This is a genomic window from Calditrichota bacterium (assembly GCA_014359355.1).
Taxonomy (GTDB): domain Bacteria; phylum Zhuqueibacterota; class Zhuqueibacteria; order JANLFK01; family Oleimicrobiaceae; genus Oleimicrobium.
The window spans coordinates 50,696-65,415 of the sequence record JACIZP010000177.1; the positions used below are offsets into that span (position 1 = coordinate 50,696).

Below are 14,720 nucleotides of genomic sequence, written 5' to 3' on the forward strand. Positions count from 1 at the left end.
GAGTCCCTTTCGGCGTGGTCGATGGTGTCACACGTCCTACAGTCGGCCAGCCAGAACCACCGTGGCTCTGGCGGTTTCCACGGTACCGGCTGCGGCGTTGAGCGCTTCCAGGTAGACGATGTACACCCCGATACGTGCCTGCTGGCCATGATCGTCCCTGCCGTCCCACACCACCGCATTGGAGGCGGCCACCGGCTGGTTGCTCGCTAAGAAGCGAATGAGGCGGCCGGTGACATCGTAGATCTTGACGTTCACGGCAGCCGTGGTCATCGGCAAGGCGAACGAGATGACGGCAAAGTCGTCGCGCCCGTCGCCATCTGGCGAAAAGGGCGAGGGCGAGACGCTGAGCGTGGTGCGCGGCGGTACCACCATGGTGAGGACGCTGTTGGCACGGCCTGGCGTCCCCCCGGTCTTGTCCACGCACGAGCTCCAATTGGACTTCAGCTGCGAAGGCAGGCTTGGGTTGATTCTTTCGAGCGAGACGCCCGTATCTCCGCCCCAGCTCTGGTCGTAGGCCACACTGTCGATGACCGTGCCCTGGGGGTCGTAAACGACCACGGCGTCGCCAGTCGCGGAGAGCGCAGGCCATGAGGGTACTACCAGCAGCAGACTTTCGCCGAGCTCGCCCGCCTTTGCTAAGGAAGAGTCTTCGGCAAGCAGCACAAAGCCGCCGGGCGGCACGAGCAAGAGATTGCTGCTCACCACCCGGCGCTTGGCCAGGTCCGCATCGGAGAAGAGCCACTTCTCCAAGTTTACTGCCGCCTCGCTGCGATTGTACAGCTCCACCCACTCGCCCATGCCGCTGAGCGGCGCGTACATGATCTCGTTGACCACCAGCGTCCCCCTGGCAAAGCCCACCATCAGTTCAGCCACGGCGATGTTGTTGGCCGGCCTCATGTCGCCTGCACAGGTCACCAGCACGCCGATCCACATGACGCCAGCCGGGGCTTCGCGCCATTCCACCTCCACCGACCGGCACTCATCAGGGGCCAGTTGTGCTATGTCGACCGGTTCCCCCAGTCGCTCGCCCGGCGCAAATACCGTATCCCGGTTGGCGTCCCAGAAGAACTCCACCCGCACGTGCTCGGCGGGCGCCCGACCTTCGTTGCACACCTGGGCCTGAAGCCGCACGCTTTCGCCAACACGAGGTTGCTCGGGGAGGAAGGAAAGCCCGGCACCAGCCACACCAACGTCCACCGTCAAGGGGCTCACGCTGTTTTCTGTCCCAGGGGTGGCTCCTTCGGGGGCAGTGCTCAGCCGCCAGTTGGCGCTGTCCTGCGAGCCCCACTCGTAGCGCACCCGCTCCAGGGAAACGCCAGTGCGCATCCCCCAGCGAGAAAAGTAGTGCACGCTGTCCACCACCACGCCCGCGGGGTCGTACACCCGCACCTCATCCTGGTCATTGTTGAGCGCGGCCCACCCCTGCTTCACTGTCAGCAGGGGCGCAGGAAGCTGGCCGTACTGGAAGCGCACTACAGAATCGGCGGCGACCACCGCAAAACCACCCACTGGCACGCGCACGTGGGTGGTGCCGAAAAGCCGCGGACCGGAAGTGGCATCGCCCAGTCCCCAGCCGTAAAGGTCCACCTCGCTAGGTCCGGCATTGTAGAGCTCAACCCACTCACTCTGCCCGGAGAAGGGTGCGTACATAATCTCATTGACCAGCACCTGCCCCACGGGAAAGGCCACCACCAATTCCGCGAAACGGCGGTCATTGTCCGGCCGCTGGTCATTTGGGCAGCTCGCCGCCACTGCGATGCTGTGCACTCCTGGCGGCACTCCTTCCCAGCGGAAGAGCAAGGTCTGCTTCGCGCCACTGGCCAACTCGCCCACCACCTGTGGCGCATCCAGCCGTTCCGCAGCCGTCAGCACGGAGTCGCCGTCTGCGTCCCAGTAGCAGCTCACCTCCACGCCGGCCACCGCCTGGCGGCCTACATTGCGCACTGCCGCAGCGATCGTCACCGATCCCTGCGCACGAGGCACAAACGGCGCCCACTGAATCGACCCCGCCACCACCTCGACGTCCACCGCCAGGGGACTCACGCTGTTCTCCAGGCCTGGCGTTCCGCCGCGTGCGTTCACCGCAGCACGCCAATTGCTGGGCAGGTTGGACGGCTCTTCCGCGCGCACCCGTTCCAGGGACACGCCTGTTCGCACCGGCCCCCAAGAAGCAGCATAAGCCACGCTGTCGATGGTTGCCCCTGTCAGATCGCGAACAACCACCAGGTCGGCGTCGTTGTTGAGGGTCGGCCATTTGCTGCCGATCGTCAGCAACAGGCCGCCAAATTCCGGAAAGTCCCTCTTCATCGTCGTGTCTTTGGCCACGACCAGGTACCCGCCTGGCGGTACCACGATGTGGCGGTCGGTGAGGCGCACCAGTGTTCCGACGTTCTCGTCGCTCACCGTCCAGTCATAGACGTCCACACCGCTGTCACGAGGGTTGAATAGTTCTATCCACTCGCACGCGCCGGACTGGGGTTGGAACATGATCTCATTGATGATGAGGTCTCCGCTCTGGAAAGGCACGCGATACTCCCCGTACGCCATGTCGTCGGAGGTGTCAGGATCCGCCACCTCAACCAGTCGAGCAATGATGCGGCTGAGCCCAGGGGCAGCGGCTCCCAGCTCGACGCTGCACAGCAAAGAGTCGCCGCCTGCCAGGCCCGCCAAGGGACAGGAGAGGCCCACCAGCTCCTGCGCGCCGGGCTTGAGGTCATAGTCCGCGTCGCGATAGAAGGCGACCATGCCGCTCTCCGCCGTATCCATGCCGTGATTGTAGACCCACACCGAGGCGCGGACCGTTTGCCCATAGCGAGGCTGTGGCGGCTCAAACTGCACCCCGGCAGAACCAAGTCCAACATGCTTGTCGCGCGGACGGATGCTATTCGGGGCATTGGGCGTACCGCCCAACGGCGCCCGGCAGGGACCCCAGTTCTTGCGACTGTTGGTTGGCCAGTCTGGCCTCACCCGCTCTATGGACACGCCCGTCTCGCCACCCCAAGAGGCGAAGTAGTACAGGCTGTCCACCGAAAAGCCTGCGGCATCCCAAATCACCACTGCATCGCTGGTGTTGTTAAGAGCAGGCCAGCCCCGTCCCGGCACAAACACCGGGCCGGACAAAGTGGGAAAGAGCGCCCGAACCAGGGTGTCCTCTGCGAGCAGGGCGAAGCCGCCAGGAGGGAGGAGCGCCTTTGTGCTGGTGACCGTAACTCGTGTAGCAGTGCGGGAATCGCTTAGCGACCACAGCCGCAGGTCGATCACCTCCGGGCTGCGGTTTAGGATCTCCACCCACTCGGGCTCCCCTGCACTTGGCCGGTACATGACTTCGTTGACCACCACCTCGCCGGGCCACACGCCGACGCCAAGGGTCACCCTCTGCTGGTCGTTCTCCGCGGAGCTGTCGCCTTCGCCCACCACCCGCGCAAGTAGCTGGTGCACTCCAGCCGGCACCTCATGCCAGGTGAACCGTGCCACCGCACTGTCGCCTGGCTGCAGAGAGGGGCTGACAAACGGCGCTTCCAGGAGTTCCTCTTCCCTGCCGAAACCGTCCTCGTCGCGATCCAAGTACAGGGCAATCTGGCAGCTGGCGATTTCCTTGCGGCCGGCGTTCAGCGCGACCACCGTAAGCTGAACGCTCTGGCCGCGTCGGACACGAGACGGCGACCAGACCACGCTCTTGAGCGCCAGGTCTATGGCTCCCGCGCTCACGCTGTTGGGCGCGCCAGGCGTACCCCCGAGCACCCGGCTGTTCGCCCAGTTGGCAGGTGCGTCGCCGGCTTCGAGATCGATCTTCTCGTCAGAGTACCCCTGAGGGTTGTCCAGGGTGTAGCGATAGCGGCTCACCGTGTCGCCCCTGGCGTTGGTGAGAATCACCGGTTCGGGAATGGTGTTTGACCACCCGCCGCTGCCAAAGGCGCCGTCGTCAATTTTCACAATCAATGCTTCGGCAGGGATGACGCCGTCGTAGGTGGTGGAGTTGCCGAAGTAGCTGCCGTCGAGGATGACGGCGAACTGCCGCGGCCGGAGGATGAGCCCCCACCCTGCGTCGATAATCTTGTCCAACTCGATGCTGTCGCCAACGGCCCAACCGGCGAGGTTCACAGAATCCGTCGCACTGAGGTTGAATATTTCCACGTACTCGTCGTGGGCCTCGTTGGTGGCGGGATCGAACATGACCTCTGACACGGTCACCTGCCCCAGGCTGCGACCTGGGCTTGCGGCCAAGATAAGGAAGGCTCCAATAACGAAGAAGCGGCGATAAAACTTTGACTCAGCCACTGCCCTTCTCCCCGCTCGTGCTGAACGGTAGCTGGTCTGTAGCGATGATGCGATCAGCGGAAAATCGTCTGCTCGCGTCCCGGTCCCACGGAGACGATGCGCACCGGGGCACCGCACTGCACTTCGACGAAATCGACGTACTGCTGCGCCTCCTTGGGCAGGTCGCGGTAGTTCCGTACCCCGCCGATGGGCTGCCGCCACCCGGGCATTGTCGTGTAGACGGGCCGGGCCCTGCTCAAACGCGCGATATCGCCTGGGAAGTCAGTGGTCCGCTCGCCATCTATCTCGTAGGCGGTGCACACGGCGATGCTCTCCATGCCGTCGAGGACGTCCAGCTTGGTAATCGCCAGCTCCGACACGCCGTTGACCCGCACCGCATAGCTCACCGCCACCAGGTCCAGCCACCCGCAGCGCCGCGGCCGACCGGTGGTGGCCCCATACTCCCTGCCCAAGTCGCGCAGCCTCTGGCCTTCTGCTTCGGCAAATTCTGTGGGCAGTGGACCGTTGCCCACGCGGGTGGTGTACGCCTTGGTCACGCCAACAACACTGGTGATGGCTGTGGGTGGGACCCCCAAGCCAGTGCTCGCTCCGCCACTCACGCAGCTCGAAGACGTCACAAACGGATAAGTGCCGTGGTCAATGTCCAGCATGGTCCCCTGGGCGCCTTCGGCGAGAATCCTCTTCCCTTGAACCAGCGCGCGATGCAGAAGGGCCGTGGTGTCGGTGGTCATAGCTTCCATGGCGCGCAGGGCGACCACATAGTCGTCGATGCTCTCCTGCGGCACCTCAGGCGCAGCCAGCACGCTCCGCAACAGACGGTTCTTCTGCGCGGTGAGCGCCTGCAGTTTGCGGCGAAGCACGTCCGGCTGACAAGCGTCGCCAGCGCGCAGGCCTATGCGCTCCATCTTGTCGGCATAAGCCGGACCAATCCCCCGCCGCGTCGTGCCGATGGCATGGTCGGCAGAAGCCTGCTCCCGAGCCTGCTCATAGTGCAGGTGGTGGGGAAGAATCAAATGGGCGCGATCGCTCACCCAAAGCCTCCCCTCGACGCGCACGCCCCGCTCCCTGAGCAGAGCCATTTCCTTCTGCAAGGCAATGGGGTCAACGACTACGCCCGCGCCGATCACGCAGGTAACGTCTTCTCTGAGAATGCCACACGGGATGAGGTGCAAAACGAGCTCCTGCCCGTCGATGACCACCGTGTGGCCTGCATTGGGTCCGCCGTTGTAGCGAGCCACGATGTCGGCCTCGGCAGCCAGCAGGTCGACGATCTTGCCCTTTCCTTCATCTCCCCACTGCGTGCCGACGATGACCTGAATGCTCATGAGCTATCCGACCGATTTGGGGACACGCCACCACGTGCCCATTGCGAAACAAAACTCCGAATCGGCCCCTTCCCGACCCGGAGTCCCAACCACACGCACACCTCACCGGGGCAAACCGCCTCCGGTCTAAGCGAAACTCTCTACTGCCTGTTCGACGCTATCGAACGTCTCAAAAACGTGGATCAGCTTGGTGATGGTCATCAGGCTGCGTATGCGCGGTGTGACGCACGCCAACTTCAGCTCGCCGCCGTTGTTACGCAGCGTACTCAGCGCGCTGATCAGCAGGCCCAATCCGGAGCTGTTCATCCACTGCACCTGGGCCAGGTCGGCGACTACCTTCCTGACGCCGGCGTCGATCAGCTCGTGGACCTTCTCGTTGAGGAGCCCTGCGTCCGGTCCTCCCATTATCTTGCCCGCCAAGGAGAGCACCGTCACTGGGCCAAACTGCCGTTCGGTGAGCGTCATCGCTCCCTCCTATTCCCCTGTGCCCAATCAGGCTCGGGCCACTTCGCGGTGGAGCTTCCTGCGTTCGAGCCATCCCTGCCACGCCACGACAATAGGGCTGGCCACGAAAATGGACGAGTAGGTACCAATGGTGATTCCTATCAACAGGGCAAAGGCGAAGCCATGGATGACCCTACCCCCGATGAAAAAGAGCACGACCAGCACCATGAGCGTCGTGAGGGCGGTGATCACCGTCCTACTCAGGGACTGGTTGATGCTGGTATTGACGATGGTGTAGATGTTCTCACGCCGCATGAGTTTGAGGTTTTCCCGTATCCGGTCAAAGACCACAATCGTGTCATTCAGGGAGTAACCAACCAGGGTCAAGAACGCCGCGACCACCACCAGCGAGATTTCCATGTTCAGCAACGAGAAGATGCCCAGCGTGATGAGCACGTCGTGGAACAGCGCCACCACCGCACCCACGGCAAAACGGAACTCGAACCGCCAGCTGATGTAGATGAGAATGAGCAACAGCGAGATGAAAATGGCCAAGGTGGCTGCACGCCGCAACTCTGCCCCGATCTTCGGACCCACGGATTCGATGCTCAGTACCTCGTAGCTCTTGTCGGGCAGGTCCTTAGCCAGCTGCTCCTTGATTTTCTCGGCAACTTGTTCGCCGCTCAGCTCGCCCTGTTCAACGCGAATGAGGATATCGCTGCCAGCCCCGGCGCCCCGCAGTGAAGTGGAGGCCTTGATCTCTGCAGTGCCAAAACCGATCTTGGCCAACGAGGCTCGCACCTGGCCGACGCTCACCTGTTCCTTGAATTCCAGCACAATGGACGTGCCACCGCGAAAATCGATGCCGTAACGGGGTCCGCCGTGGGCGATCAGGGAAATGAGCCCCGCCAGGATGAGCACGCCAGAAAAGGTGTAAGCTGCCTTGCGCATGCGCAGGAAGTCTATCGATGTCTGCTTAAAGAGTTGCATCTGATCTGTCTCCTTGTGATGCCGTATCGCCGTGAACCATCATATGCTGAGCTTGGTCAGCGCATAGCGCTCAGTGATATAGTCAAAAATCATGCGGGTCACCACGATTGCCGTGTACATGTTGATGATCAGGCCGATGGACAGGGTGGTGGCAAAACCGCGGACCGGGCCGCTGCCGAACTGATACAGCACGACCGCCGTAATGAGGGTGGTGACATTAGAGTCCAAGATCGTGCGGAAGGCGCGGGAATAGCCAGCGTCGATGGCTGCCCTGATGGTCTTACCCGTGCGCAGTTCCTCACGGATGCGCTCAAAAATGAGCACGTTGGCGTCCACCGCCATACCCACGGTGAGCACAATGCCGGCCACACCGGGCAGCGTGAGCGTGGCACGCAAGCCAGCCAGCGCCGCGAACAGGAAGAAGATGTTCAGCGCAAGGGCCACATTGGCGATCACCCCGGACATGCGGTAGTAGACGATCATGAACACCACCACCAAAGCCGCGCCGATGATGGCCGAAAGCTTGCCCTTCTCAATCGAGTCCTGTCCCAACGACGGGCCCACAGTGCGCTCCTCGATGACCTCCACCGGTGCTGGCAGTGCACCAGCGCGCAACACTACCGCCAAGTCGCGGGCCTCTTCGCGGGTGAAGCTCCCCTCAATCCGCCCGCTGCCTCCAGGGATGCGCTCCTTGATGCGCGGCGCCGAATAGACCTTGCCGTCCAGGACGATGGCCAAGAACCTGCCGACATTGGCGCCAGTGACGCGGCGGAAGATCTTGGCGCCTTCGCTATTCAACTCAAAATGCACTTCCGCCTGCCCGGCCCGCACCGAGCTTTCGCCTCCGCCGAAGGCCACGTCCGCCGTCTTCAAGTACGCCCCTACCAGCTCTGGCTCTTTCTTGACAAAGTAGAGCTGGTGATAGCGCTGCCCGCGGGAGACGTACGGCTGCGCACCCCACAAGAACTCGGCGTCCCGTGGGATGACCTTCTGCACCTCCGGCATCTGCAAGATGCGCTTGATGGCCGCCACGTTCTGCTCTGGCACGCTGATCTGGTCGGTGCCTTCCACATAACGCAGAAGCGAGAAGAAGGGGTACTCCTCGAAGGTCTGCTGGTCGACCACGATGGTGCTCTCGGCAGCAGCCTCTGCCTTGGCAGTGTCAGCGCCCTCTGTCTTGCCGAAGAGCTGACTCAAGTCGATCTCGCGCTCCTGGGCTTTCTTGCCCTCGGGCAGGGTCTTGGCGGTATCTTTCTGCGCTGCTGCAGCCAGCTCCTCCACGCCCCCCTTGCTGCGCATGCGTTTCACCGTCTTGTCGATATCCTGCAGCACCGAGAGAGTGATGTCCGGTTCGCGCACCAGCTTGAACTCCAACAGAGCAGTGGTGTTGATAATCCGCTTGGCGCGCTCGATGTCCTGCACGCCTGCCAGCTCGATGACGATGCGCTTGTCCCCCTGGGGGGCAATCACCGGCTCTGACACGCCAAACTGGTCGATGCGGTTGCGCAGCACTTCCAGGGTGCGCGCGATGCCGTCCTTGGCCTCTGCGCGCAGGTCGTTGATGATGACATCATCGCTCTGACCGCGCCGCCCATAGTAGCGGTTGAGGGGGATGTTGCGCGCCTTGAACTCCTCTACCATCACGTCAAAAAAGTCGCGGTTTTCTGCTCTGGCCCGCTTGTCCGCTGCGTCGAGAATTTCGCTAAAGCGCTCGTCCCGGTCGCGAGCCAGCGTGCGCGCCAGCTGCCGCAGGTCGGCCTCGTACACAAGGTAGGTTCCACCCACCAGATCGAGGCCCTGGCGCAACGCCTTGGGCTCCAGCTTGTCGATCTTACTGCGCAAGGTAATCAGCTTGCCGCTCAGTTCTCGTGCCTGCTGGCGAGCCTCTGCCGGCAGGGGTGCGCTTGCCGCACTTACGGTGGCCTCCAGCTCTCCCACCGTGAGGGCGCTCAGCAACTGCCGCTCGTCCACCCCCACGAGGCGGCTCAATTGCCCCAGGTAGGCCTTCTGCTTCTTCTCCAAGTTGCTGACCCGATAGGTCGGGTACAGCTGATACAAGGCCCAGCCTAACAGCACCACGAGTAACACAAGCTTGAATAGGTTCTTTCTACGCATCGACAGACTACCTCCTGAGAGGAAATAGCTCAATTTCGCTGCTTGTCACGAAGGTCACGCCGCACCCGGCGGGTGCACCACGAACTGCAAATATAGACCATTCCCACCTAAAAGTCAAACGGAAAAAGGCGAGGCCGGCTCACGTCTTCGGCACCAGCTGGCGCACTGCGTCGATGATTGTACCATCCCGAAACTCGATGAGCGCCACGATGCGCTCGGTGAACGTGGGCTTTTCCGGCTGCCCTGTCATGTCGATCGCCATGCGGTAGAGCTTGTCGATGGGCACGATGGGCAGACTGCTCCGCTTCAAGCGCTGCAGCAGGTCTTTCCGCCGTGGGTTGATGGCAATGCCGCGCTCGGTGACCACCACGTCGATCATCTCGCCTGGCGCAGTAACGGTCACCACCTTGTCCACGATGATCGGCACCCGCCCACGCACCAGCGGCGCGGTGATGATGGTGACCTCTGCGTCGGCGGCGTCTGTGAACCCGCCGATGCCGTGCAGCAACCACCCGTCGGAGTGGGTGTTCACGTTGACGTTGAAATCAAGGTCGATTTCCGTGGCACCCAGCACCGAAACCTTGACCATCTGGGCAAAACAACCCTTGGTGTGGTAGTTGTAGGAGACGAAAGGATTGGTCTCGATGTGCCGCGGGTTGTCGCGCAGGGACTGCACTCCAGCCAAGTCAAAGCTCTGGCCGTCGAGAATGTAGCGGGTGAGGCCCTGGTTGAGCAGGTCCACCATGTACTGCGTCGATCCGCCTCGCACAAAATCGGCGACGACGCCGGCGCGGGCCATGTGCTCGGCCATGAACTGCACGAACGCAAGGGAGACACCTCCGGCCCCAGCCTGAAAAGAGAAGTGCGGCTCGTGCATGATGCCGCTATCCACCACCAGCTGCGCGGCGTACTTGGCGATGAGCAGCCGCGTGGGGCTGCGCGTGATGACCGTGGTGCCGGAAACGATGCGCGCAGGGTCGCCGATGGCATCCACCTGGACGACATAGTCGACGTTGCCGCCCTGGATGCTCCATGGGTAACAGGGGAAGGGCACAAGGTTATCGGTGACCACCACCACCTTGTCGGCATAAAGGGAATCGGCCAAGGCAAAGCCGAGCGGGCCGCAGGCCGATTTGCCATAGACGCCGTTGGCGTTGCCGTGGGCATCGGCAGCCGGTGCGGCAATGAAGGCAACATCGATGTGCAGGTCGCCATCCTGGATGGCGCGATAGCGGCCGCCGTGGGAGCGGAGCACGCACACGCTCTTCATCTTCCCCAACGAGCACGCCCTGCCCACCGGCCCGTTCATTGAGCCCTCCACGCGGCGCACCACGCCCTTTTCGATGTGGCGCACCAACGGCTCGTGGCAGGGGAAGAGCGCAGACGGGGCGACCACCAGGTCTTTGAGGCCTCTGCGCGCCAGCTTGTCCATGACCATGTTCACCACATAGTCGCCATCCCGCAAGTGGTGATGGAAGGAGACCGTCATGCCGTCCTTGATGCCGCAGGCATCGATGGCGTCGTCCAGCGACTTGAGCAGTTTGTTGCGGTAGTCGCTGGCTGCACGAATCAGCGCGCCAGCAGTGCGTCCCCCACCTTTGTCGGCATGAGCCCCTTGGAATGGTCTAAGCTTTCTCCCTTCAATCTCTGTGGGCACTAACCGCCCAACGGCGTTCTCTACCAGGTCCATTGCCAAACCTCGTGGTTCCTCAGTCGATAAGGCCAAGGGCCTTGGCCAATTGCAGCGTACGCTTTGCCCGTGCCACCACGGGCGCATCGATCATCTTTGTGCCGAGACTGGCGACACCCGCACCGCGGCGCTCTGCCTCCTCCAACGCAGCAATCACTTGCTGCGCATGCGCAATCCGCTCCGGAGTCGGCGCAAAGGCGCGATGGATGGGCTCAATCTGCGCTGGGTGGATGACCCCTTTACCTTCAAAGCCCAAGGCGATGGCCTCTTCTGTGCTCTTGACCAAACCGTCGACGTCGGCAACATCGGAGAACACGGTGTCGATGGCCTGCACCCGTGCGGCCTTTGCCGCCAGCACCAGCAGGCTGCGCGCCACAAAGCTCTCCTTGCCCTCAACGGTGCGCTCTGCGCCGATGTCTGCGGTAAAATCCTCCGCTCCGAAGCAAAGGGCGACCACCCGCTGACTGGCAGAGGCGATCTGGTATGCGTTGAGCACGCCTTTGGCGCTTTCGATGAGCGGCATGAGCCAAATCTGATAGCGAAGGCGATGCTCTCTTTCGAGGGCAGCGACTCTCTCCTCGACCTCCAGCACGCTTTCCGCTGCCTCGCACTTGGGGATGAGGATGGTATCAGGTTGGGCCGGTACCACCATCTCTAAGTCGGCTGCGCCAAATTCTGTGGCCAAGGGGTTGATGCGCACGATGCGCTCGGCAGCACCAAAGTCCACCGCCAGCAGGCTGTTGCGCACCAACACGCGGGCGGCCGCCTTGTCTGCGGGCGCTACCGAGTCCTCAAGGTCCAGAATGACGCTGTCCGCCCCAAAGAGTCCTGCGTTGAGCATCAGGTCTGGATTGTTGCCGGGCAGATAGAGGCGCGTGCGCCGTAGGCGATCTTTGGGTACCTGTCTCCGCTTGATCCGCCGCTCCGGCCAGACGCCCAGCCCTTCGACAGGCCAAAGGGCGCGCACCCCCGCCTCCACGCGAGCCTGAATGACGTGGTCTAAGGCGCCCCTGTCGTCTACCGTCAGGGAGGCATGACGCACGCCCAAAGCCTCGAGGGTAGAGAGAATGGTGGCACGGATTTGTTGGCCAAAGGTGCCCGCCACCGAGCTGACCAGGTCGAGCCGGATGCCACCGCGTGTCCGTCGCTCGATGGTCAGCAGCAGGTCGCTCTTGTCACTCCTTCCGACTTGGATCTTCTCTGCCATATGTTGTCCTCAACACCACAGAGCCTCAACGATTCCGTTCACAACAAGCTGGTGACCAACTCCGCCTTGGGGGCTGGAATCACCACCTTGCGCATGAGCAAGCCCTTGCGCTGTACCACTGCCGCGCCTGCCTCCACTGCCGCCCTGGCTGCCGCCACCTCTCCCGTGAGGGTCACGAACGACTTGCCGCCAAGTCCCACGGCCAGACGCACCTCGATGAGGGTCACCTTGGCTGCCTTGGCCGCGGCATCGGCCGCTTGAATGCTGGAAGCAACCGAAAAGGTCTCGATGATACCCAGCGCCTCGACTTGTTCAACTGCGGAGGTCGCGTTGATTGCCGGGAATACGCTCTGGTGGACGCGCGGCAGGACCATTTCGTCGACGACCGTTTCGCCACCTCTGGTCACGCCGGCGTTCACGCTGCTCTGCACGGCGGCGACATCGCCACGCACCAGGCAGATATACTTGCCAGGGCAGACCGTCTTGGCCACCACCAGCTCCACCTCGCTCACCTTGAGCATGGCGTCGGCTGCCTCGATGCCCACGGCGATGCTGTTGAACTCCACCAGACCTATGCAGTCACGCGCCGCTTGCGTCATCATCCCTCTGCCACTTCGGTTCACGATGCTTCGATGCAGACCATTTCCTCATCCACTTCTGCCACACGGCCAGAGATGGAGGCGTGCACCCGGGCGCTCACCTCGTCTGGGTGGCAATCGCCGATGAGTTGCCCAACAACTACCTGCTGGCCGCGCGTTACCACCGGTCGTGCTGGGGCCCCTGCGTGTTGCTTGAGGCGGATGCGCACCCGTTGCGGGGCCACGGCATCTTCCCAGTAGCGCGCCGGACGGGCATAGGGCGTGAGCTGGAACCGCCCCATCAAACGCGAGGTGGGAATGCGTCGACTGCCCAGGGGCACGCGCGCCTTGGTCTCGCGTGGCGCGGGCGCCTGCACCCCTCCACTGCGCAGAGCACGCTTCAACTCCCTGTTCACCAGGCGCGGCGACAACCCCATGGGACAGGCGTATTCGCAGGCCCCGCACTCTGAGCAGAGCAGGGCCATGCGCGCCACCTCGCTTTTGGCATCCAGGCCCAAGGCCATAGTCCGCATCACTCGATGCGGCTCCAAGTGGTGCCCCAGCAGGTAGCGATTGCACGTCTCCGTGCACAATACACACTGCGTGCAAGCAGACCTCGCGTTGCGCAACTGGTGGGCAACGCTCTGCGTGCGCGCCTGGACGCAGGGGTGCGCCAAGGGGAGCATAATTACCGCCGCGGTGGTCTTGTCAATGGGGGCCTCGGGATCCGTGGTTAGCGTCCCCATCATGACCCCGCCCATGAAAAACGCGGGGGCTTCGCACTGCGTGCCGCCGCAGAGCGACAAGAGCTCCCGTACCGTGGTGCCCACAGGCGCACGCACCACCTTCGGCTGCTGCACACAGCCGCCCACCGTCAGGGTACGGTGCGTGACTGGCTCCCCTTGCCACGCAGCAGCCACATTCCGGAGCGTCTCCACGTTTTGCACCAGCACACCCACGTGGACCGGCAGCCCCCCTTCGGGCACTAGCCTCCCGGTGGCAAGGGCCACCACCTCATGCTCGTCACCCGCCGGGTAGGCGTCAGGAAGCTCGACTACCTCCACGCCCTCGCGCCACGCAGCAATCAAGTGCCGGTTCTTTTTCTTGAGAGCGATGGCGAGCCTCTGCGCACCTGTTGCCTGGGCGATGAGCCGCAGCCCCCTGAGCACTTGCTGCCCCTCGACCCGCAAGACCTCCTGGTCGTTGCACAGAAGAGGCTCACATTCCGCAGCGTTGGCAATCACCCACTCCACCCGGTGGGCGAACTTGTGGTGCGTAGGAAATCCTCCGCCTCCACCGCCAACCACACCTGCAGCAAAGACCTTTTGCGCCAAAGAACTCACCATGGTCCACCGTTCGCCCTGCGACTGTTCACCGTAGCGCTTCACTCCGAAGGGACGACTGGCGTGCCCCGGTGGACAACGGCGTTTCATAGGCCTCCTTGAAACGCTTTATCCCCTCGAAAATACCGCGGGCGATCTGCTTGTGGTGGACCTGCATGCGGAGCAGCTTCTCGTCCTCTCGGTTCGAGATGAAGCCAACCTCTACCAGCACGCTGGGCATGGAAGCGCCCACGAGTACGTAGAAACCAGCTTGCTCAACCCCGAGGTTGGGCCTCTTTGCCCAGCGCTCTAGGCCCCGGGAGATGAGGCCAGCCAGTTCCTCGCTCTCGCGCACGAATTCGTTGTGCGCCATGGCAGCAAGAATGAAGTTGGGGTTGGCCATCTCGTCGTAGCCGTTGGCAGCTGACTCGTACTCCTGGAGAACCGCGTTCTCCCGGCGCGCCACCTCAAGGGCCTCCTCCGACTTGGCAGGACCGAGGATGTACACAGAAAAGCCACGCGCCTTTGGGCTGCGGTGGGCATTGGCATGGATGCTGATGAATAGCTTCCCATTCCGCCGGTTGGCGAAAGTCGTGCGCTGCTTGAGGGTGGGGTAAGTATCGCCGGTGCGCGTCATGTGCACGGTCAGCCCCAGTTCGTCCTCCAGCATGGCGCGCAGCTCCTTGGCCACTGACAAGGTCACGTTCTTCTCGTAGAGTCCAGTGGGACCAATGGCGCCAGGGTCTTTGCCGCCATGACCAGGATCTAAGA

10 protein-coding genes are annotated in these 14,720 nt (G+C 62.8%); all 10 read right to left on the reverse strand.

The features are described from left to right. Positions 1-36: 36 nt before the first annotated feature. Positions 37-4,278 carry a lamin tail domain-containing protein gene (locus H5U38_07650; protein MBC7186890.1) on the reverse strand — a complete coding sequence of 1,414 codons (4,242 nt, stop codon included), beginning with the start codon at positions 4,276-4,278 and terminating at the stop codon, positions 37-39. Positions 4,279-4,331: 53 nt separating this feature from the next. Next, positions 4,332-5,603, reverse strand: a complete 1,272-nt coding sequence (locus H5U38_07655) for an adenylosuccinate synthase (GenBank protein ID MBC7186891.1) — start codon at positions 5,601-5,603, stop codon at positions 4,332-4,334. Positions 5,604-5,729: 126 nt separating this feature from the next. Continuing rightward, entirely contained in the window at positions 5,730-6,068 is a 339-nt protein-coding gene (locus tag H5U38_07660) for an STAS domain-containing protein (protein MBC7186892.1), read from the reverse strand. Positions 6,069-6,095: 27 nt separating this feature from the next. Continuing rightward, positions 6,096-7,037 carry a protein translocase subunit SecF gene (gene secF / locus H5U38_07665; protein ID MBC7186893.1) on the reverse strand — a complete coding sequence of 314 codons (942 nt, stop codon included), beginning with the start codon at positions 7,035-7,037 and terminating at the stop codon, positions 6,096-6,098. A gap of 39 nt (positions 7,038-7,076) precedes the next feature. Next, on the reverse strand, positions 7,077-9,152 hold the full coding sequence (secD, locus tag H5U38_07670; protein MBC7186894.1) for a protein translocase subunit SecD: 2,076 nt from the start codon (positions 9,150-9,152) through the stop codon (positions 7,077-7,079). A 139-nt stretch (positions 9,153-9,291) separates the two neighbouring features. Next, positions 9,292-10,842 carry a citrate lyase subunit alpha gene (gene citF, locus H5U38_07675; GenBank protein ID MBC7186895.1) on the reverse strand — a complete coding sequence of 517 codons (1,551 nt, stop codon included), beginning with the start codon at positions 10,840-10,842 and terminating at the stop codon, positions 9,292-9,294. Between the two features lie 19 nt (positions 10,843-10,861). After that, a complete protein-coding gene (citD, locus tag H5U38_07680) occupies positions 10,862-12,049 on the reverse strand; it encodes a citrate lyase acyl carrier protein (protein MBC7186896.1) in 1,188 nt (395 codons plus the stop codon). A gap of 38 nt (positions 12,050-12,087) precedes the next feature. Then, complete coding sequence (locus H5U38_07685; protein MBC7186897.1) at positions 12,088-12,648, reverse strand: BMC domain-containing protein; 561 nt, start codon at positions 12,646-12,648, stop codon at positions 12,088-12,090. A gap of 20 nt (positions 12,649-12,668) precedes the next feature. Then, on the reverse strand, positions 12,669-13,973 hold the full coding sequence (locus H5U38_07690) for a 4Fe-4S dicluster domain-containing protein (GenBank protein ID MBC7186898.1): 1,305 nt from the start codon (positions 13,971-13,973) through the stop codon (positions 12,669-12,671). A gap of 25 nt (positions 13,974-13,998) precedes the next feature. After that, positions 13,999-14,720: N-acetylmuramoyl-L-alanine amidase (locus tag H5U38_07695; GenBank protein ID MBC7186899.1), on the reverse strand; the 722-nt coding region annotated here is incomplete at its 5' end.